21 protein-coding genes are annotated in these 21,127 nt (G+C 70.2%); 11 read left to right on the top strand and 10 right to left on the bottom strand.

Features of this window, described 5'->3' with window-relative positions; genetic code table 11:
• Positions 1-4: 4 nt before the first annotated feature.
• A complete protein-coding gene (locus SALPAC6_RS0101935; protein WP_018251765.1) occupies positions 5-235 on the bottom strand; it encodes a sulfurtransferase TusA family protein in 231 nt (76 codons plus the stop codon).
• The gene (locus SALPAC6_RS0101930) at positions 232-1,383 is read right to left on the bottom strand and encodes a cysteine desulfurase family protein (protein ID WP_018251764.1); all 1,152 of its coding nucleotides are present in this window, start codon (positions 1,381-1,383) and stop codon (positions 232-234) included. Before SALPAC6_RS0101930 ends, SALPAC6_RS0101935 begins: the two co-directional genes overlap by 4 nt.
• Before the next feature lie 190 nt (positions 1,384-1,573).
• On the opposite strand from SALPAC6_RS0101930, the gene ctaC reads away from it, so the two are divergent.
• Entirely contained in the window at positions 1,574-2,545 is a 972-nt protein-coding gene (gene ctaC, locus SALPAC6_RS0101925; protein WP_026189242.1) for an aa3-type cytochrome oxidase subunit II, read from the top strand.
• 10 nt (positions 2,546-2,555) lie between these two features.
• Positions 2,556-2,981 (top strand): cytochrome c oxidase subunit 4, encoded by a 426-nt coding sequence (locus tag SALPAC6_RS0101920; RefSeq protein ID WP_018251762.1) that lies wholly within the window; start codon positions 2,556-2,558, stop codon positions 2,979-2,981.
• 89 nt (positions 2,982-3,070) lie between these two features.
• On the opposite strand, the gene trpD is transcribed toward SALPAC6_RS0101920, so the two are convergent.
• The 3 genes from trpD to SALPAC6_RS0101905 all read right to left on the bottom strand — a co-directional run bounded on the left by trpD (position 3,071) and on the right by SALPAC6_RS0101905 (position 5,666).
• Positions 3,071-4,132, bottom strand: coding sequence for an anthranilate phosphoribosyltransferase (trpD, locus tag SALPAC6_RS0101915; RefSeq protein ID WP_018251761.1), 1,062 nt, complete (start codon positions 4,130-4,132; stop codon positions 3,071-3,073).
• Between the two features lie 78 nt (positions 4,133-4,210).
• The gene (locus SALPAC6_RS0101910; RefSeq protein WP_018251760.1) at positions 4,211-4,606 is read right to left on the bottom strand and encodes a response regulator; all 396 of its coding nucleotides are present in this window, start codon (positions 4,604-4,606) and stop codon (positions 4,211-4,213) included.
• A 91-nt stretch (positions 4,607-4,697) separates the two neighbouring features.
• On the bottom strand, positions 4,698-5,666 hold the full coding sequence (locus SALPAC6_RS0101905) for a cytochrome c oxidase assembly protein (protein WP_018251759.1): 969 nt from the start codon (positions 5,664-5,666) through the stop codon (positions 4,698-4,700).
• A 106-nt stretch (positions 5,667-5,772) separates the two neighbouring features.
• Here SALPAC6_RS0101905 and ctaE point away from each other — a divergent pair, with 106 nt between their 5' ends.
• The 5 genes from ctaE to SALPAC6_RS0101880 all read left to right on the top strand — a co-directional run bounded on the left by ctaE (position 5,773) and on the right by SALPAC6_RS0101880 (position 10,859).
• The gene (gene ctaE / locus SALPAC6_RS0101900) at positions 5,773-6,372 is read left to right on the top strand and encodes an aa3-type cytochrome oxidase subunit III (protein ID WP_012014506.1); all 600 of its coding nucleotides are present in this window, start codon (positions 5,773-5,775) and stop codon (positions 6,370-6,372) included.
• A 72-nt stretch (positions 6,373-6,444) separates the two neighbouring features.
• Positions 6,445-7,278: a cytochrome bc1 complex diheme cytochrome c subunit gene (gene qcrC / locus SALPAC6_RS0101895; RefSeq protein WP_018251757.1), complete on the top strand. Its 834-nt coding sequence runs from the start codon at positions 6,445-6,447 to the stop codon at positions 7,276-7,278.
• Positions 7,279-7,345: 67 nt separating this feature from the next.
• Positions 7,346-8,431, top strand: coding sequence for a cytochrome bc1 complex Rieske iron-sulfur subunit (qcrA, locus tag SALPAC6_RS0101890; protein ID WP_018251756.1), 1,086 nt, complete (start codon positions 7,346-7,348; stop codon positions 8,429-8,431).
• Positions 8,428-10,035, top strand: a complete 1,608-nt coding sequence (gene qcrB, locus SALPAC6_RS0101885; protein ID WP_018251755.1) for a cytochrome bc1 complex cytochrome b subunit — start codon at positions 8,428-8,430, stop codon at positions 10,033-10,035. Before qcrA ends, qcrB begins: the two co-directional genes overlap by 4 nt.
• 146 nt (positions 10,036-10,181) lie before the next feature.
• A complete protein-coding gene (locus SALPAC6_RS0101880) occupies positions 10,182-10,859 on the top strand; it encodes a DUF4142 domain-containing protein (protein WP_018251754.1) in 678 nt (225 codons plus the stop codon).
• Between the two features lie 80 nt (positions 10,860-10,939).
• Here SALPAC6_RS0101880 and SALPAC6_RS0101875 read toward each other — a convergent pair whose 3' ends face one another.
• From SALPAC6_RS0101875 to SALPAC6_RS0101855, 5 genes are all read right to left on the bottom strand, one after another.
• The gene (locus tag SALPAC6_RS0101875; protein ID WP_018251753.1) at positions 10,940-11,227 is read right to left on the bottom strand and encodes an Lrp/AsnC family transcriptional regulator; all 288 of its coding nucleotides are present in this window, start codon (positions 11,225-11,227) and stop codon (positions 10,940-10,942) included.
• 36 nt (positions 11,228-11,263) lie between these two features.
• Positions 11,264-12,133, bottom strand: coding sequence for a nucleotidyltransferase family protein (locus SALPAC6_RS0101870; protein WP_018251752.1), 870 nt, complete (start codon positions 12,131-12,133; stop codon positions 11,264-11,266).
• A complete protein-coding gene (locus tag SALPAC6_RS0101865; RefSeq protein WP_018251751.1) occupies positions 12,130-12,672 on the bottom strand; it encodes an NUDIX hydrolase in 543 nt (180 codons plus the stop codon). The genes SALPAC6_RS0101870 and SALPAC6_RS0101865 overlap by 4 nt, the downstream gene beginning before the upstream one ends.
• Before the next feature lie 53 nt (positions 12,673-12,725).
• Positions 12,726-14,516 carry a RelA/SpoT family protein gene (locus tag SALPAC6_RS0101860; protein ID WP_018251750.1) on the bottom strand — a complete coding sequence of 597 codons (1,791 nt, stop codon included), beginning with the start codon at positions 14,514-14,516 and terminating at the stop codon, positions 12,726-12,728.
• A 124-nt stretch (positions 14,517-14,640) separates the two neighbouring features.
• Positions 14,641-16,398, bottom strand: coding sequence for a DEDD exonuclease domain-containing protein (locus SALPAC6_RS0101855; RefSeq protein ID WP_018251749.1), 1,758 nt, complete (start codon positions 16,396-16,398; stop codon positions 14,641-14,643).
• A 175-nt stretch (positions 16,399-16,573) separates the two neighbouring features.
• Between SALPAC6_RS0101855 and SALPAC6_RS0101850 the strand changes: the two genes are divergently transcribed.
• The 4 genes from SALPAC6_RS0101850 (at position 16,574) to SALPAC6_RS0101835 (ending at position 21,108) form a co-directional block, all read left to right on the top strand.
• Positions 16,574-18,115 (top strand): NYN domain-containing protein, encoded by a 1,542-nt coding sequence (locus tag SALPAC6_RS0101850; protein ID WP_018251748.1) that lies wholly within the window; start codon positions 16,574-16,576, stop codon positions 18,113-18,115.
• Between the two features lie 220 nt (positions 18,116-18,335).
• A complete protein-coding gene (locus tag SALPAC6_RS0101845; protein ID WP_018251747.1) occupies positions 18,336-18,542 on the top strand; it encodes a hypothetical protein in 207 nt (68 codons plus the stop codon).
• Between the two features lie 179 nt (positions 18,543-18,721).
• A complete protein-coding gene (locus tag SALPAC6_RS0101840) occupies positions 18,722-19,981 on the top strand; it encodes a M48 family metallopeptidase (RefSeq protein WP_026189241.1) in 1,260 nt (419 codons plus the stop codon).
• On the top strand, positions 19,978-21,108 hold the full coding sequence (locus SALPAC6_RS0101835) for a glycosyltransferase family 4 protein (protein ID WP_018251745.1): 1,131 nt from the start codon (positions 19,978-19,980) through the stop codon (positions 21,106-21,108). The genes SALPAC6_RS0101840 and SALPAC6_RS0101835 overlap by 4 nt, the downstream gene beginning before the upstream one ends.
• The last annotated feature ends 19 nt before the right edge of the window (positions 21,109-21,127 follow it).

The following is a 21,127-nucleotide window of genomic DNA, read 5'->3' as shown; positions in this document are numbered from 1 at the left end:
GGGGTCAGCGCCGGCGGCGAACGTCGAATCCCGGGCCGTCGGGACCGTCCACCTGGCCCACGAACTCCTGACCTCGAAGCCGACACCAGGCGGGCAGGTCCACCGCGGCGGCCGGATCGTCGGCCAGCACCCGGACGAGGGTGCCCACCGGCAGTTCGGGCAGGCGGCGGGCCAGCGCGATCACCGGTAGCGGGCAGCGCCGCCCCCGGCAGTCGAGTACCTCGGGCGCCGTCACAGCCCCACCACTCCCGCCTCGGCCCGCAACGCGGCCACGATCCCCGGCAGCTCGGTCAGGAACCGCTCCACGTCGGCCTCGGTCGTGTCCTGGTGCAGCGAGACCCGAACATTGCCGTGTGACAACACTCCCATCGCCGCCAGCACGTGCGAGGGGCGCAGCGTCGACGACGTGCACGACGACCCGGAGGAGACGGCGAAGCCGCGCCGGTCCAACGCGTGTAGCAGCGCCTCACCATCGACGTACAGGCAGGAGAAGGTCACCAGGTGCGGAAGCCGGTCTTCTGGATCACCGACCACCTCCACATCCGGCACCTCGGTCGCCACCCGGGCCCGGATCCGGTCCACCAGGCGGGCGAGTCGGGCCCCCCGCGCCGCCGCGTCGGCCGCCGCCGCGCGCAGACTCGCCGCCGCTGCGACGACCGCCGGTAGGTTCACCACCCCCGGGGTCCGCCCCGACTCGCGTTCGTCCATCGGCCACGGCGACTCCCAGCGGGTGCCCTTGCGGACCACCAGCAGTCCGACCCCCGGTGGCCCGCCCCACTTGTGGGCGCTCGCGGTCAGCACCGACCAGCCCGCCGGCACCGGCGCGTGCCCGACCACCTGCGCCGCGTCAACGTAGAGCGGCACCCCGGCGGTGGCGCAGGCGGCACCGGCTTCGGCGATCGGCTGCGTGGTGCCCACCTCATGACTCGCGGCGATCAGGGCGGCGAGCGCGGTGCCAGGCGCCCGGACCGCAGCCGACCAGGCGTCCAGATCGATCCGGCCGACCCGGTCGACCGGGATCGATGTCGCCGTGCCGCCGCCAGCCACGTGCCGCTCGGCGGCGTGCAGCACCGCCGAGTGTTCGATCGCGGAGTGCACCAGGCCGGACCCGACCCGGCGTCGTCCGGCGAGCCCGCCGAGGACGGCCGAGTGCGCAGCCGCGGTACCGCTCGGGGTGAAGGAGAGCTCGTCTGGTCGGACGCCGAGCGTGGCCGCGGCGGCCTCCCGCGCCGCGTCCAGGAGTTGACGCGCCCGCCGCGCCGGGGCGTAGAGCCGCTGTGGGTCGGCCCAGCCGTCGTCAAGGGCGGCCAGCAGCGCCTGCCGGGCGACGGGGTGCAGCGGCGCGGCGGAGGCGGCGTCCAGGTAGACCGGAGAGGCGTTCACGGAACTCCACGATATCGCCTCCCTGTCCCGTGATCACCCCGATGGGGGCGGACAACCACCCCAATCGGGTCCAGCCGGTCTTGGTCGAGTAATCTGCGACCGTCGGTGACCCCTTTGCCGCCGGTGTTGTAGCTCCGGCGGAGGCCGGCAGATCAGATGACACGGCGGCGCGCTAGGGAGGCAGGACCAGGTGGTCGCAAGGAGTTCGGAGGTACGGCCGTCGGCCGTACGGCACAGCGCCTACCCGGGAGCCGGTGGGCGCCGGGTGCGGGGTGCCGGCCGGCTGGCTGGGCTCGGTCTCGGCGGAGCGGCACTGCTGGTCCTGCTCACGGGCTGCGATGTCGGCGCCGCGTTCGGCGGCTTCGGCTGGCCGCAGGGGGGCATCACCCCTGAGGCGAACCGGATGTATGACCTGTGGATCGCCTCGTGCATCGCGGCGCTCGCGGTCGGTGTGTTCGTGTGGGGCCTCATCTTCTGGTGCGTGGTGCGCTACCGGAAGCGGGGCAACGAGCTGCCGGTGCAGACTCGCTACAACCTGCCGATGGAGTTCCTCTACACCATCGCCCCGATCCTGATCGTCTCCGTGCTCTTCTACTACACGGCGATCGTGCAGACCGATGTGGGGAAGACCTCCCGCGACCCGGATGTCACCGTCGAGGTGGTCGCCTTCAAGTGGAACTGGCAGTTCAACTACCGCGATGGCCAGGGCGTGGAGGCCAACACGATCGCTTCGGTCCTCGGCACCAGCGAGGTCATCCCGATCCTGGTGCTGCCCTCGGACCGGTCGATCCGCTTCGAGGAGACCAGCCGCGACGTCATCCACTCGTTCTGGGTGCCGGAGATGCTGTTCAAGCGTGATGTCTTCCCCGGCAGCATTCGCAATGTCTTCGAGGTCTCCGAGCTCGAGGGCGAGGGTGCGTACGTGGGCCGCTGCGCCGAGCTGTGCGGCACCTACCACGCCTTCATGAACTTCGAACTGCGGGTTGTCACGCCGGAGAAATACGACCAGTTCATCGCCGCCAAGCAGGATGGACGGTCTACGCAGGAGGCGCTGACCGCGATCGGTGAAGATCCGTACGCGACGACCACCGAGCCGTTCGACACGCGACGCACCGAGGCGAACTTCAACCCCGACAAGTCGGCTACCGGCTCGGGTAACTGAGGGAGCAGGCATGAAGACCGAGTGGCGCATCTTCCTCCTCATCGCTGGATTCCTGCTCTTTGCCACGGCGCTCTACGGGGGCTGGACCTACGGCGATGGCGGCCAGATCGAATGGGTTGGCACCATCGCCCTGCTGCTGAGCTTCCTGCTCTGCCTGATGTGTGGCGGCTTCTTCTGGTTTGTCGCCCGGCGGATCGATCTGCGGCCCGAGGACCGGCCGGATGCGGAGATCGCTGATGGCGCGGGTGAGGTGGGCTTCTTCAGCCCGGGCAGCTACTGGCCGTTCGGCATCGCGCTGGCGGCCACGATCGCCGGTCTCGGCCTCGTGTTCTGGCAGCTCTGGCTGCTGGCCGTCGGCCTGGTAGCAGTCATCTTCGCCGCCTGTGGCCTGCTCTTCGAGTATTACAGCGGTACCCGGCGCACCGCCGAGCACTGATGACAACTGGTCGAACGGCCCGTTCCCTGTCGGGAGCGGGCCGTTCGTCGTTGGCGGAGTTGGTCTGGCTCGGCCGGTCTGGCGTTGGCTCAGACGGTCGCTGGCCTTACGGTCTGGGCGACCTCGATCCAGCGGTCCAGAGTGCGGGCCGCGGCGCCGGAGTCGATCGAATCGGCGGCCCGGAGCAGGCCGGCCCGCAACGCCTCGGTCAGGTCTGTGTCCAGGGGCCCCTGGGTGGCGAGCGCCGCGGCGGCGTTGACCAGCACCGCGTCTCGCACCGGCCCGGTCTCCCCGGCCAGCAGGCGACGTACCGCGTCGGCGTTGTAGGCGACGTCACCGCCGCGTAGGTCGGCGAGGGTGGCCCGGGGTATCCCAAGGTCGGTCGCGTCGAGCAGCGCCTCGGAGACCGTGCCGCCCTGCGCCGCCCAGACGCGGGTGGGGGCGGCGGTGGTGAACTCGTCGAGCCCGTCCTCACCGCGCAGGACGAGCGCCGAGTCACCGCGAGCGGCGAAGACCGAGGCCATGACCGGCGCCATCCGTGCGTCGAAGCAGCCGACTGCGCCGGCTCGGGGACGAGCCGGGTTGGTGAGTGGGCCGAGGAAGTTGAAGGCGGTTGGTACGCCCAGCTCCCGACGGACCGGACCAGCGTGGCGCATCCCGGGGTGGAATCGGGCGGCGAAGCAGAAGCCGATCCCCGCCTCGGCCACGCAGGTCGCCACCGCCTCGGGGCCGAGGTCCAGCGGCAGACCGAGGAACTCCAGTACGTCCGCGGTGCCGCAGGACGAGGAAGCCGCCCGGTTGCCGTGCTTGACGACCCGTACGCCGGCGCCGGCGACGACCAGGGAGGCCATGGTGGAGATGTTCACGGTGTGTGCGAGATCGCCACCGGTGCCCACCACATCCACTGCGGTTGCGCGCAGTTCCGCAGGCAGATCGACCGGAACGGCGTGCGTGAGCATCGCCTCGACCAGGCCGGAGAGCTCGGCGGGGGTCTCACCCTTGGCCCGCAGCGCGACGGCGAAGCCGGCGATCTGCGCCGGGCCCGCCGATCCGGACATGATCTCACCCATCGCCCAGGCAGTGTCGGCGGTGGATAGCTGCTCACCGCGCAGCAGCGCGGCGAGCAGGTGTGGCCAGGTCCGTTCGCCCATGAGGGCCTCCCGAGCGGTCCAGGGGTTAGGATCCGGCGCCGGCGGATCCGGCGCCGAGGCGGTGCCGGAGTGGGGACGTCAGGTCGGTGCGTGGGTCCGCAGCACTTCGGCGACGGTTGTGCCGGTGGTCACCGGATCGAGCGGATGCATCAGGGTGGCGTCAACCTGGGCGTAGGCGGCGAGCCATCGGTCGGCGGCGCGAGCGAGCACCACGCAGGTGGGCGGGGCGTCGGCCCGGTCGTCCTTGATCTGCCGGGCGATGCCGAGGCCGCCGCCCGGGTGGGCCTCGCCGTCCAGGAGCAGGAGGTCAATTTCGTAGTCGTCAACCAGCCGGATGCACTCGGCGTAGTCGGACGCGTCGACGAACTCCACCTTGAGGCCGGGTGCGGGCCGGTTACCGACGGCAAGTCGCATCCGATCCCGGACCTGCGGGTCGTCACTGTAGAGCAGGACAGTGCACCGACGATCGCTCATTGCTTTACTGGCTCCCACCTCGTAGCTACCTGCCGATCGTACCGGTCCTACCCAGCAGGGCTTCCGCGGGCGGTGCCCCCCGGCCCGGCAGTCAACCCACCGTCGAGCTGGCCCGCTGTTCGGCCTCCTGGCGGTCCAGCTCGCGGTCGATCCGGCGGGCCTCCCGTTCGGCCTGGCGCATCCATCGCACGACCAGCACCGCCAGTATGGTGACGCTGACGAACTCGCCGCCGCCCCAGAGGATGCCACCGGCGATCACCTGGTCCTCCCATGGGTCGGCCCAGGTCAGGTCGAGCGAGGAGTGCCAGTCACCACCAAAGAGGGTGGTCGACTGCATGATGGTGAGCCCGAGCACGGTGTAGAACGGCACGAAGAGCAGCATCAGCAGCGCCCGGCCCGGGTAGGGCCAGCGGTTGGGCAGCGGGTCGAGCCCGAGTAGCGGCCAGAAGAAGACGCACCCGACCAGGAGGATGTATGTGTGGACCAACTCGTGTGCCCATGCGTGTTCGAGCGTGTGGCGGTACAGGTCGGTGAAGTAGAGGGCGAACGGGGTGGCCATGAAGATCGCGAAGGCGAGCAGGGGGTGGCTGCAGAGCCGGGCGGTCCGGCTCTGCAGCAGCGTCCGCAGCCGCTCACGAGGGCGTGGTGGCAATGCCTGCAGCGCCAGCGTGGTCGGGGCGCCCAGGGCCAGGAAGATCGGTGCCACCATGGAGAGCACCAGGTGCTGCGTCAGGTAGACCGACAGCAACGCGGTGTCATAGGCCGCCAGCCCGCTGAGGGTCACCGCAGCGATGCCACCGAGGCCGGGGCCGAGGAAGAGCAGCGTTCGGGTCACCGGCCATCGGTCGCCGCGCGCCCGGAGCCGGCGTACGCCGTAGAGGTAGAGTCCAGCTGCGACCGCCAAGCCGACGATGATCCAGCTGACTGGCTGCACCTCGGTGAAGATCGATGTGAGGGTGAATGGCGGTGGGATGGCCGCGGGTGCCGCAGGTGCGGCGACCGAGGTCGCGGCCGGTGCGGCGACTTCGGTAGCAATGGAGACTGGATCGACGCGCTGCACGTTTTCACCTTAGGTGAGGCTAATCGGACCCCCCGATCGGGCTGCCCGGAGCACCGGTTTGGGCCCCCGCTGATCGCCGGCCTCGCTGAACGGCAATAATGACCGCGTGACTGCGGCCCCAGCGATTGACAAGAGCCGGATCCACTCCCTGACGCGACCCAACATGGTCAGCGTCGGGACGATCGTGTGGCTCTCCAGCGAACTCATGTTCTTCGCGGCGCTGTTCGCGATGTACTTCTCGATCCGTGCCGCGGCGCCGGAGCAGTGGGCGGAGCACACTCCGCATCTGAATGTTCCGTACGCGACGACGTTCACGGTGATTTTGGTGCTCTCGTCGGTGACCTGCCAGATCGGCGTGTTCGCCGCGGAGAAGGGGGACGTGCACGCCCTGCGGCGTTGGTTCACGATCACCTTCGTGATGGGACTGATCTTCGTACTCGGCCAGCTGAACGAGTACCGGGAGCTGATCCACGAGGGCATCAAGATCAACGAAGACGGCTACGGATCGATGTTCTACCTCACCACCGGCTTCCACGGTCTCCACGTGGCGGGCGGCTTGGTCGCCTTCGTCATCTTCATGATTCGCACCACCATGGGTCGATTCACGCCGGCGCAGGCGACATCGGCGATCGTGGTGTCGTACTACTGGCACTTCGTCGATGTGGTGTGGATCGCCCTCTACGCCATGATCTACTGGCTTCAGTGATCTTGGCGCGCCCCGAATCGCGCCGCTGCTTCGTCCCCTCAGGCAAGGTCCAACCGGTTAAGGACACAGGTCATGACTTCTGACAACGACCGCCGACGCGGTCTGCTCGCGCGGCTGCGCGGGCGGCCCGCGGCGCGCAGCAGGGGCCGCCGCCGGCTGGGTGCCGCGGTCCGGCTGCTGGCAGCGCTGATGCTGGCTGGCGGTGCCTACACGGCTTTCGCCCCCAGCGTGCAGGCGCAGGACACACCGATGTCCAGCGCCGCCACGGACGGCAAGGCGCTGTTCAACGAAAGCTGTGTGAGCTGCCACGGTCGCAACGCGCAGGGCGTCGAGGGGCGTGGCCCGAGTCTGGTCGGCGTTGGCTCCGCCTCGGTCGAGTTCCAGGTGGGCACGGGTCGGATGCCGATGGTCCGGCAGGAGGCCCAGGCACCCCGCAAGCCTCCGGTCTTCAACGACGATGAGATCCGTCAGCTCGGGCAGTACATCCAGGAGCTTGGCGGCGGCCCGGAGGTACCGGCCGGCGAAGATCTCCACAAGGGCGGCAACCTCGCCGCCGGTGGCGAGCTGTTCCGGATCAACTGCTCGCAGTGTCACGCCTTCGGCGGTGGCGGTGGCGCCCTCTCCTCGGGTAAGTACGCGCCAACCCTGAAGCCCGCCACCGATCGGCAGATCTACGCCGCGATGCTCAGTGGCCCGCAGAACATGCCGGTGTTCGGGGACAACCAGATCACGCCCGAGCAGAAGGCCGACATCATCGCCTACATCCAGGAGACCCTGAACCACAACCAGGACCCGGGTGGCTTCAACCTCGGCCGCTACGGCCCCTCGACCGAGGGTCTGGCGATCTTCCTGGTCGGCATCGTCGCGCTGGTCTTTACCACCCTGTGGATTGCGGGTAAGTCGTGACCGGGCGGTTCCAGACCAACATTGCGCCGGTGTCGCGGGTCGGCACCGCCCACAGCGAGGTGACGGCATGACCACCACCCACCCTGGAAACGCGGGCGGCGACCAGCCGGTCGACCTGGATGACCCGGACCTCAGTCGCTTCGACATCGTCCGTGCGGGCGCCCGTGAGGACGACATCGAGATCGTCCACTACGAGCCGCAGGTCGTGCCGGGTAGCAAGGCCGAGCGACGACTGAGCCGTACGGTCGCCCTGTTCTTCCTGCTGACCGGCGCCTCCGCGACCGCCTTCCTGGCGATCTACATCTGGTGGCCCTGGGAGTACGAGCTGGGCTACGGCGGCGACAAGTGGTACACGCCGCTGCTCGGTGTCACCCTGGGTGTCTCCCTGCTCGGCATCGGCTTCGGCATTCTCACCTGGGGCAAGAAGCTGCTGCCCAAGGAGGTCTCGGTTCAGGACCGGCATGAGGGCGAGGTCAACGAGCGGGACCGGACCGTCACCGCGCAGACGATGCTCTACATGGCTGACGAGCTGGGCGTGAAGCGCCGGCCGTTGCTGGGAGTCTCGCTGCTGGCCGGTCTCGCGCCGGTCGGCGCGGTGGCCGCGGCGCCGCTGGTGGGGGGCCTGATCTCGCAGCCGCACAAGAACAACCAGATGTTCACCACGGGTTTCGCGCCCACCGAGGGCGGGCAGAAGGTCCGGCTGGTCCGTGAGGACGGCCGTCCGATCCGCCCGGCGGACATCAGCGCTGGTGGCCAGATCACCGTCTTCCCCGGCATCGACCACGGGGTGAGTAACAAGTACGCAGACTCGCCAGCGTTGTTGATCCACCTTCGGGACGCGGATGCGCAGGAGGCCCGCGAGGCCAACGTGCGGATCGGCCACGACGACTTCATGTGGGGCAACTTCGCCGCCTACTCGAAGATCTGCACGCACGCTGGCTGCCCCGCCAGCCTCTACGAACAGCAGACCAACCGGCTGCTCTGCCCGTGTCACCAGTCGCAGTTCCTGATCACCGACAACGCGAAGCCCATCTTCGGTCCCGCCAGCCGTCGGCTACCGCAGTTGCCGATCGTCGTTGACGACGAGGGTTACTTCGTGGCCACGTCCGACTACACCGAGACCGTCGGGCCCGACTTCTGGGAGCGGCCGTGAAGCGGCGCAAGTTTGAGATGGCAGCCGTCCCGGGGAACGTGGCCCGGGGAGTGGACGACCGCTTTCAGGTGGCGACCCCGCTCCGTCGGCTCCTGAACAAGGTCTTTCCGGACCACTGGTCCTTCCTGCTGGGTGAGATTGCGCTCTTCTCGTTCGTCATCCTGCTGCTCACCGGGGTCTTCCTGACCTTCTTCTACGAGCCGGCGATGACCGAGGTGCTCTACAACGGCAGCTATGCCCCGCTGCGGGGCACGCCGATGTCCGCCGCATACGCCTCCAGTCTGGACATTACGTTCGATGTCCGGGGCGGCCTGATCATGCGGCAGATGCACCACTGGGCGGCCCTGCTGTTCATGGCCGCGATCGTGGTGCACATGCTGCGGGTCTTCTTCACCGGCGCGTTCCGCAAGCCGCGGGAGGCGAACTGGATCATCGGCTCGCTGCTGTTCTGGGTTGGCTTCCTGGCCGGTTTCACCGGCTACTCCCTGCCGGACGACGGCCTCTCCGGCACCGGGCTCCGAATCGCCTCCGGCATCATGTTGTCGATTCCGGTGATCGGCTCCTGGCTCACGTCCTCGATCTTCGACGGCGAGTTCCCCGGAACGATCATCATCAGCCGGTTCTACATCGCGCACGTACTGCTCATCCCCGGCCTGCTGCTCGCCCTGATCGGTGCCCACCTGGGGCTGGTCTTCAAGCAGAAGCACACCCAGTGGCCCGGCCCCGGCCGGACCAACGACAACGTGGTCGGCGAGCGGATGTTCCCGCGGTACGCGTTGAAGCAGGGCGGCTTCTTCATGGTCGTCTTCGGTGTGGTCGCGCTGATGGCCGGCCTGTTCCAGATCAACCCGATCTGGTTGTTCGGGCCGTACGAGGCGTGGGTGGTGTCGGCCGCCAGCCAGCCTGACTGGTACGTCATGTTCCTCGACGGCTCTACCCGGCTGATGCCCGCCTGGGAGATCTATATTCCGATCGGCGATGGGTACGTCATTCCGCCGCTGTTCTGGCCAACGGTCGTGTTGCCCGGGGTGCTGGTGGGTATGTCCGTGCTCTATCCGTTCATTGAGGCCCGGCGCCTCAAGGACTACCGCCACCACAACCTGCTCCAGCGGCCGCGGGACGTTCCGGCGCGTAGCGGGCTGGGTGCCATGGCCGTCACCTTCTACCTGGTGCTGGCGCTCTCCGGGGCGAACGATGTCATCGCCGACAAGTTCAATATCAGCCTGAACGCGATGACCTGGGGTGGCCGGATCGGTCTGCTGCTCCTCCCGCCGCTGGCGTACTACGTCACCTACCGGATCTGTCTGGGTCTCCAACAGCACGACCGGGAGGTTCTGGCGCACGGGGTCGAGACCGGCATCATCCGGCGGCTGCCGGACGGCCGGTTCGTCGAGGTGCACCAGCCGCTCCACCGCGAGGACGGCGAACTGGAGTACGTCGGCTGGGTGGTGCCGAAGAAGATGAACCGGCTCGGCGCGCTCGGCCCGGCGATCCGGGGCTTCTTCTACCCGATCGAGAAGCCCGCCGAGGCGCCGGTATCGCCGGCACCTCCGGTCGACTCGGAGACCGAGCGTTCGGAGATCACCAGCGGCGAGCGCCGCTGACCTCACCCGCGACGTAACCGCACGTGGCGCCCGCCGGAGAACTCCGGCGGGCGCCACGCCTGTGGGGGCATACCTGGCCTGGGACCGAGGAATAACCCCGGCCAGTCGGGTATCCGTGCGGTCCAACGTCTCGAGGGGGAGGACGAATGTGGGGATTCAAACGCCTGGGCCTGCTTGCCGCGTTGGTGCTGGTGGGTATCGCACCCGCCGCGGCTGCCCAGGCCGCGGTGCAGCCTTCGCAGCAGGACACCCAGTACCTACAGGCCATTCACCAGGTGAATCTGTTTGAGATCGGCAAGGGGGAGTTGGCTGGGCAGAAGGCCCAGGACCAGGGGGTCAAGGACCTGGGCCAACAGATCGGGACTGACCACACCCAACTGGATGAGACGGTCCAGCAGGTCGCCAGCCAGCTCGGTGTCGAGCTGACGAGCGAGCTGACGGCTGACCAGCAGGACGCCACCGACCAGATGAACAACGCCAGCGGCGAGGAATTTGACCAGCTCTGGGTGACCAGTAACCTGACCGGCCACGTCCAGGCCATCCAGGCCACCCAGACGGAGATCTCGCAGGGCTCTGACTCGTCGGTGATCGAGTTGGCGCAGACCGCGTTGCCGACCCTGCAGACCCACTACGACGAGTTGGTCGAGCTGGCCAACCAGATGGGTGTCCAGGTCCCGCAGAGTACCGGCACCGCGACCCCGAGCCCGGGTATGACCACTCCGGGCCCCGGCACCACCGAGAGCCCGGCTCCGGGTAGCACCACCGAGTCACCGGCTCCGGGCGGCGGCACCGGCACCGAGACCCCGGCTCCGGGCAATAGTTGACCACGATGAGGTAGCTCGACGGCCGGTCCACCCCGGATGGGGTGGACCGGCCGTCGGCTGCGTGGCGTGTCTGCTGCCCGTCAGTCGGCGGAGGCGAGGCCAATCGCGAACGTCTGCTCGAGGTCGTGCTGCGAGTACGCGCGGAATGCGATGTGGGAGTCGGTGTTCAGCACCCCCGACACCTTGGAGATGCGCCCGGCGATCACCTCAGCGATCTGCTCGAACTCGCGGACCCGGACTATCGCGACCAGGTCGACCTGCCCGGCCACCGAGTAGACCTCGCTGACACCGGGCAGTGCGGCGAGTGCCTCAGCCACCTCGGGGATCGAGTCGGTGGCGCAGTCGATCAGCACAATCGCGGTGATCACAGGAGTTCGCTCCGTTCGTCGGCTTCTCCGCTCATGCTAGACGTTCCCGGCAGTGGTGGGTTCGCTGACTACGACGGTGAGATCGGTCCCCGCGCGGATCGCATTCTGAACGTGCTCCTCCGCCCCCACCGTGGCACCCGGCCAGACCACGGCCCCGGTGACAGCCCCGTGCACCCGCGCACCCGCCCCGATCACCGCCGACCGGCACGGGCCGGTTACCAGCGCCGTGGGGTCAACCAGGCTATCGCCGCCCGCGGCGTGCAGGTTGGCGGTGAGGTAGTCGGCGGGGGTGCCGGTGTCGTAGAACGTGCCGGGATAGGGGACCACCGTCAGCTCGCCGGCCGCCTCCGCCGGACGCCAGACCGTTCGGACCAGATCGCCGAACTCCAGCGGCAGGTGCCGAACTCGCCGCCACGGCAGCAGGGAGAACCCGGTGAAGGCGTGGCCGTCGAAGGTGCCGGGTGCCGTTGGGTTCACGGCGGGCTGGCCCAGCAGCCGTACGGTCTCGCCGTCCCAGTCGTGCAGTAGTGCGGCGATGTCCGGTCCCGGCGGACGGTCCGGGTCGGCGAGGTAGGCGTCTGCGTTCCCGACCAGGACGCCCCGCCCGTCGATCCAGTCGCGTAGCTTCGCCAGGCCGCCGGCGGTGCCGAGCGGGCCGTCGGGCTCCACCGACCGGTGGGCCCGGTCCCCGACGTGCGCGATCACCTGCTCGGCGAGAGAGCTCGCGTTGACCGCCACCCGGCTGGTCCCGGTCAGATCGATCCCGGCAAGCCGGGTGAGCACCCGGTCGAGCAACGGGACGTTCCCGACCGGACAGAGCGCCTTGGGCACCCGCTCGGTCAGCGGACGCAGCCGGCTGCCCTCGCCGGCGGCGAGGACCACCGCGCAGATCTCGACGGCGGTCACTGCTGGGGTTCGGGTAGCGCTGGTGGGAACTGCCCTGCCAACGGCCCGATGTCGAAGTAGCCGAGCAGGCGGGCCGTGGGCCAGGTCAACCTGGGCAGGGCGTCCAGTGGGTGCCAGGCGGCCTCGAAGACCTCCGCGCCGTCCACCCGCAGGCTGGTCGTTGACGCCGGCACCTCTGCGGTGAACACGACGTCTACCCAACCCTTGTCGTGGACGATCGCGTTCGGTACCGCCGGGGTCAGCTCGCGGGGGGAGAGCCGGATGCCCGTCTCCTCGTACAGTTCGCGGCACGCCCCGACCACCGGCGCCTCTCGCTTCTGCAGCAGCCCCGCCGGCAGCGTCCACCCCCGGCCCGGGGGTTGGCGTAGCAGGAGCAGCCGGCCGGCCCCCTTGGCCTCGGTATCCCGAACGAGGGTGACCGCACCGACGATGTACTTCGGTACGGTCAGCCGGACCAGGCGACGCCGCACGGGCAACGGAAGCCGGTAGAAGACCTGGTATGCGATGGCACGTCCGGATATCCGCGAGCGGCAGATCATGGGTCCAGGCTAATGCCGTCGGGTGGAACTCCGCCGGCCTGGGGCCGGCCGGATCACCGTTGTCGGTGGTCAACCAGGTCGATGAGCTGCTTCACCACCGCGTCCGGTGCGATTGCCCGGTCGAAGACCGCGACGAGCATCGTCTCCAGGTCGGGGTAGCCGAGCTCCTCGGAGAGCCGGAGCAGGGGCAGGTCGCTGGCGAGACCCCGGTCGTGCTTGCGTAGGGCCAGCCCGACGGCGGCCCGGCCGAGGCGGACCTTGTCGGCGATGGAGATGCCCGGTTCGGTGTGGTCGGCAAACCATCGGTTGATCTGCATCTGGGCTTGTGGGGACTTGACGAAGCCGAGCCATTCCCGGCGGGGACCGCGTGGGGCCGTGTCGAAGCCGTCGGGCGTCCGTTCCGTCTCGGTGAAGATCTCCACGACGTCGCCGTCTTCGAGGCAGGAGGAGAGTGGGGCGAGTCGACCGTTGATCCGGGTCGCCAGGCAGTGGTCGCCGCGCTCCGTGCCGAGTTCGTACGCGAGGTCGACCGGGGTGGCCCCGGCGGGCAACACCACCTGTCGGCCGTCGGCGAAGACCTGGATTTGCGCCTCGGCGAGGTCGCTGCGCAGCGACTCAAGGAACTGCGCCGGGTCGGCGGTCTCCTGTTCCCAGTCCAGCACGCGTCGCAGCCAGTCCAGTTGTTCCTCCCGGACGGACTGGTCCACGCGGGCCCCGGGGAAGCGGTAGCTGGCGGCGATGCCGTACTCCGCACAGCGGTGCATCTCCTCGGTGCGGATCAGCACCTCCACAGTGCGGTCTCTCAGCCCGCGAACGCTGGTGTGGAGGGAGCGGTAGAGGTTGTTCTTCGGGGAGGCGATGTAGTCCTTGAACCGGCCGGGCACGGGAGGCCAGGTGCCGTGGATGGCGCCCAGAGCCGCGTAGCAGTCGGTGGCCGGGCCATTCACGACGATTACGACCCGGGGCAGGTCACACGGCGTGGCGTGGTCGCCGGCCAGGGTGTCCTTCCAGATCGAGTAGAGGTGGCGTGGACGGGGGGTAACGTCGGCGTTGACCCGGCTGCGCCGGAGCGCCGTCTTCGCCCGGGAGACGACCTCCGCCAGGTATGCGTCCCAGCCGGGCCGGTCGTGCAGGTGCCGGGAGATGCGGTCGTGCTCTTCCGGCTCCAGGTGCATCAGCACGATGTCATCCAGCTCTCGCTTGAGCTTCTGGATGCCCAGCCGGTCGCAGAGCGGAACGAGCACCTCCTGGGTCTTGCGGGCGATGCGTTCCCGGGACGCGGCGGAGCGGACCCCGAGCGTGCGCATGTTGTGCAGCCGGTCCGCCAGTTTGATGATCAACACTCGGACGTCCTTGCCGGCCGCGATGATCATCTTTCGGATCGTCTCGGCCTCAGCGGCCTTACCGTAGAACGCCTTGTCGAACTTGGTCACTCCATCAACCAGATGGGCGACCTCGGGCCCGAAGTCGTCGGCGAGGGCTTGGAGGGTGTAACGGGTGTCCTCGACGGTGTCGTGCAGCAGCGCCGCGACCAGGGTTGTCGCGTCCATGCCGAGGCCGGCGCAGATCTGGGCGACCGCGAGCGGATGGGTGATGTAGGGCTCGCCGCTCTTGCGGAACTGCCCGCGGTGCATCGTCTCGGCGATCGTGTACGCCCGACGTAGCACCGACGGATCCGTTCCGGAGTGGATGTTCCGGTGTGTGCGGACCAGTTCACCAACCGGTTCGGCCTCGGTGGTGGACCACGCCAACAGCGTCCGCAGCCGGCGGGTCAGCGGCAGCTCTGCCGGTGGGGGCGGAAGCGCGCCCTCCAAGGCGGCGCCGTGTCCGGCGTCGACATCCACGAGGGATACCTCCTCACCCCGGCCCCCAGGCCACCGTCTCCGGTGCCGGGAGCAGGCCAGAAACAGGCAGGACTGCTGTTGTTAACAGCTTATGCGAGCGGGCGTCATCCGATCAGCTGGTTGGTCATGGGCTTTCGGTCGAGAATTGGTGGGAAGCGGCGTTTGCCGCCTTCGTTAGCAGGGCTCGGAACCGGCCTGCACCGGCAGCCGGGGAGGCCCAGGCGGACGACATCTCCACCAACCGGGTTTCTGGACGCTCCAACCAGGACAGAATGCGCTCGGTCTCCTCGGCGCTGGCGGCCGGAGTAGGTCCGTGACCCGGGGCTACGGTCTCCGCGGTCGCCCGGATCGTGGCGATCGTCGGTCGTGGGTGGATCCCGGGCGGAGATACGCCGGCACCGGCCAGCCGTCCATGCCGCACCAGCGCCAACTCCCAGCTACCGTCCGGTGCCGGCCGGGCAGCCACCACCTCGGCGATCCCGGTGAGCGCGGCTAGTCGCTGCATCCGGGTAATCGCGCGGAGCACGGCGGTCAGCCGGGACCGCACCACCGCGGCTTCCTCGTAGCGTTCTCCCGCCGAGAGTGTCTCGATCCGGTCGAGCAGGGCGTCCACCACGCCCTGCGGGTCGCCGCCGCACGCCGTACGGAAGGGCATCGTCGCGCGGTCCGCGTACTCCGTCGGGGTGATCCGGTGCTCACAGGGGGCCGGGCAGCGACCCAGCTCGGCCACGGCGCAGGCCGGCGTGACCTTCCGTAGCGACAGCCGGTGCGTGCACTGCCGCAACGGTATCGCGTCGTGGAAGCCGGCCGCGGCGAGCTCCGCGGCGCGGCGGGAGGTGAAGGGCCCGAGGTAGGCCTCGTCCCCCGGGGCCAGGTTTCGCACCACCGACAACCGTGGGTACGCCTCGTCGGTCAGCTTCAGCCAGACCACCCGCTCGGGGAACTTCGACCGTCGGTTGTACGGCGGGGCGTGCGTCCCGATCAGGCGCAGCTCCCGCACCTCCGCCTCGAGCGAGTGGGCGCACTCCACCGCCTCCACCCGCTCGGCGGCGGCGAGCATCTCCGAGATGCGGGCCCGCTTCTCCCCGGCCGTGAAGTAGCTGCGGACCCGGGTGGCGATGTCGACCGAGGTGCCGACGTAGAGCGGGCGGTCGTCGGTGCCCCGGAACAGGTAGACCCCGGGTGAGTGGGGCAGGCCCTCGGCGAGGTGCCGCTTGCGTCGCTGCGTCGGGGTGACCGCCCGGGAGAACTCGATCGCGTCGCCGATGGTGTGCACCCGGTGGCCACCGAGCCGGGCGATCAACCCGTGGAGCACGTCAACGGTGGCCAACGCATCGTCCAATGCCCGGTGGGTGGGCCGGGTGGCGGTGCGGAAATATGCCGCGAGGGTGCCGAGCCGGCGGTTGGGCACCTCGTCGCGGGTCAGCACCCGTCGGGCCAGCGCCGCCGTGTCCAGCACCCGCGGCTTCGGCCAGCGATAGCCGTGCGCCGCGCAGGCCGCCCTGAGAAACCCCACGTCGTACGGGGCGTTGTGGGCCACCAGGACCGCGTCGGTGGAGAGAAACTCGAGGAAGCTCGGCAGGACCTCAGTAATCGGTGGGGCGGGCAGCAGCATCGCCTGGGTGATGCCGGTGAGCACGGTGACGAAGGGCGGGACCGGAGTGCCGGGATTGACCAGAGTGCCGAGCATGCCGAGCTGCTCGCCGCCGCGGACTTTCACCGCACCGATCTCGGTGATGCCGCCGCCGTCCGGCGCGCCGCCCGTGGTTTCGAGGTCGACCACGACGAAGGTGGTCGCGTAGAGCGGTAGCGCCGGGTCAACGCCGCCGACAGCGGGGTCGAGACCGGCTAACAACTCCTGAACATATTTCTGCGGTGCCATCGGCGGGCACGCTAACGGCCCGGTCCGACACCACACCCCCCCGGACTCCGCAGCCTTGCCTCACATCGCCCCTGGAACCGCCGATTCCAGCGGTGGAGGAGCGTTGACAACAGTCCTGCGAGATACCGGTTCACTCGCTCGGCGGTGAGCCGGGCGACAGTGGGAGACTTGCCACATGCCCCTCGCCGAACCGTACGACGACGACCACCGCCCCGCGGAGGAGTCGGTCGACGCTGCGCCGGAGCCGGGCATCGAGGGTACGGGGGGCACTCTCGATGATCCGGTTGCCGCTGGCGCCACCGCGTCCACCGCCAGCCCGGCTGTCACCGGCACCGCCGGTGCGTCCGGTTCCGGACCCCGCAGCGGGACCGACCCCACGCCGTCCGCCGACGACCTCACCGCGGAGGATGGTCCGGAACCAGTGCTGCCGGAGCCGGTCCGGCAGCGGATCGTGGTGCTGGCCGCGGCGGTCTTGCCCGGCCTGCCCGCGGACGAGGTGCCGGTCCCGCTGCGCCGGGTGGCCAAGTTCGCTCCCAACCGGCGGGCGCGGCTCGGCGCGCCGATGATCGCGACCCAGTTGACCGGCGACCCACTGTTTCGCCAGCGGGTGGCCGCGCGGGTGCTTGCCGACGCCGGTGACCTCGGCGCGGCGGTGGTCGGGGGGACCGCGCCGGCTGCCGCCGATCCGGTGGAGGTCGCGGCACTGGCGTACCTGGTGCGCCCGCGGGGGTGGCGGGACCTCATCGAGACCAGCGGCGCGGCGGTCCGGGCCGAGGCGGACAGCGCAGTCGCCGCCGAGCTGGTCCGAGAGGCCGAGCAGCGGGCTACCCGCGCAGAACACGACCGTGCGGTGGCTCGGGTCGAAGCAGACAAGCTCCGCGACGAGCTGGCCCGAGTCCGCGAGGAGCTCGGCCAACTCCGGGAGGAGTCGCGGCAGCTTGGCCGGTCGTTGCGTGAGACGCAGGCCCGAGAGCGCCGGGCGAGCGAGCTGCTCGCCACGGAGCGGGGCCGGGCGGCGCGCGCGACGGCGGACGCCGAGGCGGAGCTGCGCCGGGCCCGGGCCCGGCTGGCCGAGGCGGAGGCGGCGGCCGGGGTGGCCCGGGCCAGCGCCAAGGAGTCCAGGTCGGTGGACGACGCCCGGTTGTGGCTGCTGCTGGAGACGATCGGTCGGGCCGCGGTGGGACTGCGGCGGGAGCTGGCGTTGGATCCGGCGGACCGGTTGCCGGCCGACTTCGTCGCCGACGCCTTCGCCAACCAGTCCGGTGCTCCCGTGCCGGGTGTCGCCACCCGAGCCCGGGATTCCGACGATCCGGCCCGGTTGGACCAGCTGCTCGCGCTGCCCCGGGCGCATCTGGTGGTGGATGGCTACAACGTCACCAAGCGGGGCTTCGGCGAAATGTCGCTGGAGCAGCAGCGCAAGCGGTTGATCACCGGGCTGGGTGGGATCGCCGCGCAGACCGGCGACGAGGTAACCGTGGTCTTCGACGGCGCCGAGCGGATGCACGGCCTGCCGCCGAGTCCGCGCGGCGTCCGGGTGCTCTTCTCTCGTAAGGGCGAGACGGCCGACGAGCTGATCCGGCGGCTGGTCCGGGCCGAGCCGTCGGGTCGCCCGGTGGTGGTGGTCTCCGCGGACCGGGAGGTGGCCGATGGGGTACGCCGACACGGTGCCTACCCGCTGGGCGCCGACGCGCTGCTGCGCCGGCTGGCCCGGTCCTGATCGGCTGGCGGTCCCAGCCGGGGCGGGACACGCCCCAGTCCGCTTCTCCCCCGGGGAGTCTCGGCGGCGAGTTGATCGAGTTGTCCGGGTTCTGTCATACGCGGTGTCTAGCGTCGATGTGACCGATGGTGCTGGGCAGACCCTCGCAGAGGCGGGGGTGGGGCGTGACCAGAGAGCGCGACCTGCTGGCCTCATCACCTTTGGCGCGGCGGGAGGCGTGATGTTGATCGACTGTGGCGGGTGCGCGGGCCGGGCAGGCGGCTGTTCGGGTTGCCTGGTGACCGCGCTGCTCGAGGAGCCCGTGGAGTTCGGCACCGCCGAGGCGCGGGCGATCGAGGTGTTCGCTCGGGCCGGGTTCGACGTGCAGGTGCTGCCGGAGTCCCGGCCACCGGTGCGCCGGCCCGGCCGCCGCCATCGGGCGGCCTGACCCTGCCCGTGGGGGTGGGGGTGGCCGCGATCGTCCGGCCCTCGCCGGTGGTATGTGCGCCCCGCCCGTCGTGACCGGGTGGCCACTACGATGGGCGCGCACAGCGGGAGGAGAGGCATGACGCGGGAATGGCGCGCTGCGGGCGGGTCCGTCGGCACCGTGGGCCGGGGGGCGATCCGGTGAGCCCGCGTGGCTGGGCCCTGCTCACGCTGTTCGGGCTGGTCGCTGCGCTGGCTGTCACCGCCGCCGTGCTGATCCCGTGGCAGCGCCCGCCGGCCCCGCGGGCCGACCAACTCGCCGCCTTGGACGAGCTGCCAGAAGAGCAGGTGAGTAGGGGGCGGGAGTTCCGGGCGGCACTGCGGCCCGGCGGCTGGGCGGCGCTCGGTGTCGGCCTGCTGGTGGCGCTCGCGCTTGGGCTCACCCCGCTGGGCAGCAGCTTGGTCGAGCTGGTCGGCCGCCCGTTCGGTGGGCACTGGGCCGCGCAGGCGGTGCTCGGCGGGCTCACCGTGGTGCTCGTCGCCGACCTGATGACGCTGCCGCTCGCCGCCTGGCGACACACCGTGCTCACTCGCTACGGGCTGGCCACCAACGGCTGGGGTGGCTGGACCGTCGACCTGCTCCGGTCGTACGCGGTCAGTGCGGTCATCGGGGCAGTGGCCCTGGGCGGCTTCTACACCGTGATCCGGCTGGCGCCGCGCTGGTGGTGGGCGCTCGGTGCGGCTGGGGCAGCCGGGTTGGTGCTGCTCCTGTCGTTCGTGTTCCCGGTGCTGGTGGAGCCGGTGTTCAACCGGTTCACCCCGTTGGCGCCCAGCCCACTGCGGACAGAGTTGATGGAGCTGGCGGCCCGCGACGGCGTACCGGTCCGGGACGTGTTGGTGGCGGACGCCTCCCGACGCACCCGTGCCGTCAACGCCTACGTCTCCGGGCTGGGGCCGACCCGCCGGATCGTCGTCTACGACACCCTGCTGCGCGAAGCCACCCCGGAGGAGGTGACCGCGGTGGTGGCCCACGAGTTGGGGCACGCCAAAGACCGGGACGTGGTGATCGGCATGCTGACCGGCGCGCTGGGCGCGGCGGTGCTAGTGGTGGCGCTCTACCTGCTCGGGTTCGTCGCTCCGCTGCTGCGGATGGCTGGGGTCGACTCGATTGACCAACCGCGCGCCTTCCCGTTGCTGTTGGCGCTGGTGACGGTGGCCGGCCTGGTTGCCACGCCGGCGCAGGCGTTGATCTCCCGTCGGATCGAGGCGCGGGCCGACACACACGCGCTGGCGCTGACCAAGGACCCGGGCGCCTTTGTGGCGATGCAGCGCCGACTCGCCGGCATCAACCTCGCCGACCCCGACCCACCCCGGCTGGGATACCTCTACTCCGCCAGTCACCCGTCCACCGTGGAGCGGATCGCCGCCGCCCGCGCCTACGCCAGGAAGACCAGCCGATGAGCGAGAGCCGGACGTTGCTTGTCACGAACGACTTCCCGCCCCGGCCCGGGGGGATCCAGTCTTTCGTGCATGGTCTCGCGGTGCGCCAGCCCGTGGGCTCGGTGGTGGTCTACGCCTCAAGCTGGCGCGGTGCCGAGCAGTTCGACGCCGACCAGCCCTTCGAGGTGGTGCGGGAAGACACCAAGGTGCTGCTGCCCACCCCACCGGTGGCCCAGCGGGTCGCCCAGCTTGCCCGGGCACACGACTGCGACACGGTCTGGTTCGGTGCAGCGGCACCACTCGGGCTGCTCGCCGCCGGCCTGCGACGTCGGGCCGGAGTCCGGCGGGTGGTGGCGCAGACCCACGGGCATGAGATTGGCTGGGCAGCGCTGCCCGGTGCCCGTTCCGCGCTCCGCCGGATCGGCCGGGACGTTGACGTGACCACGTACCTGGGTGAGTACACCCGGCTCCGACTGGACCGCGCGTTGCGTGGGGTGACCGAGCTGCGTCGACTCGCGCCCGGTGTTGACCTCGACACCTACCACCCGACCGTCCGGGGTGACTCGGTGCGGGCGCGGCTGGGGCTGGTTGACCGACCGGTCGTGGTCTGTGTGTCCCGGCTGGTGCCGCGAAAGGGGCAGGACACGCTGATCCGGGCGTTGCCGGAGATCCGCCGTCGGGTCCCGGACACGGCACTACTGATGGTCGGGGGTGGGCCGTACCGGAACGGGCTGGGGAAGCTGGCCCGGCAGGTCGGCGTCGAGCGGGACGTGGTCTTCACCGGCACGGTGCCGGCGGCGGAGCTGCCCGCGCACTACGCTGCCGGCGACGTGTACGCGATGCCGTGTCGTACCCGGAACCGGGGCCTGGACGTAGAGGGGCTGGGCATCGTCTACCTGGAGGCCTCCGCGACCGGGCTGCCCGTGGTGGCCGGCGACTCGGGCGGTGCGCCGGATGCGGTGCGCGACGGCGAGACGGGCTTCGTGGTGCGGGGGCGGGACGTGGCCCAGCTCGCCGACCGGGTGGCGACCCTGCTCGCCGACCGCGACCTGGCCCGCCAGTTCGGTGCTGCCGGCCGGGACTGGGTCGAACGCGAGTGGCGGTGGGAGACCCAGGCCGCCCGGATGTCCACTCTCCTGCACCCCTGAGCGACGCGGTGGGCCGGGA

It is taken from the genome of Salinispora mooreana, assembly GCF_000379065.1.
Lineage (GTDB): Bacteria > Actinomycetota > Actinomycetes > Mycobacteriales > Micromonosporaceae > Micromonospora > Micromonospora mooreana.
Note: the sequence above shows the minus strand (reverse complement) of the source record. Positions and strands in the feature narration are given on the sequence as shown.

What these genes read in the sequence shown, in the direction of transcription:
- SALPAC6_RS0101920 (WP_018251762.1), top strand. Translation starts at nt 2,556, where the DNA reads ATGAAGACCGAGTGGCGCATCTTCCTCCTCATCGCTGGATTCCTGCTC.
- trpD (WP_018251761.1), bottom strand. Translation starts at nt 4,132, where the DNA reads ATGGGCGAACGGACCTGGCCACACCTGCTCGCCGCGCTGCTGCGCGGT.
- SALPAC6_RS0101910 (WP_018251760.1), bottom strand. Translation starts at nt 4,606, where the DNA reads ATGAGCGATCGTCGGTGCACTGTCCTGCTCTACAGTGACGACCCGCAG.
- qcrC (WP_018251757.1), top strand. Translation starts at nt 6,445, where the DNA reads ATGACTTCTGACAACGACCGCCGACGCGGTCTGCTCGCGCGGCTGCGC.
- qcrA (WP_018251756.1), top strand. Translation starts at nt 7,346, where the DNA reads ATGACCACCACCCACCCTGGAAACGCGGGCGGCGACCAGCCGGTCGAC.
- SALPAC6_RS0101880 (WP_018251754.1), top strand. Translation starts at nt 10,182, where the DNA reads ATGTGGGGATTCAAACGCCTGGGCCTGCTTGCCGCGTTGGTGCTGGTG.
- SALPAC6_RS0101865 (WP_018251751.1), bottom strand. Translation starts at nt 12,672, where the DNA reads ATGATCTGCCGCTCGCGGATATCCGGACGTGCCATCGCATACCAGGTC.
- SALPAC6_RS0101855 (WP_018251749.1), bottom strand. Translation starts at nt 16,398, where the DNA reads ATGGCACCGCAGAAATATGTTCAGGAGTTGTTAGCCGGTCTCGACCCC.
- SALPAC6_RS0101850 (WP_018251748.1), top strand. Translation starts at nt 16,574, where the DNA reads ATGCCCCTCGCCGAACCGTACGACGACGACCACCGCCCCGCGGAGGAG.
- SALPAC6_RS0101845 (WP_018251747.1), top strand. Translation starts at nt 18,336, where the DNA reads ATGTTGATCGACTGTGGCGGGTGCGCGGGCCGGGCAGGCGGCTGTTCG.
- SALPAC6_RS0101835 (WP_018251745.1), top strand. Translation starts at nt 19,978, where the DNA reads ATGAGCGAGAGCCGGACGTTGCTTGTCACGAACGACTTCCCGCCCCGG.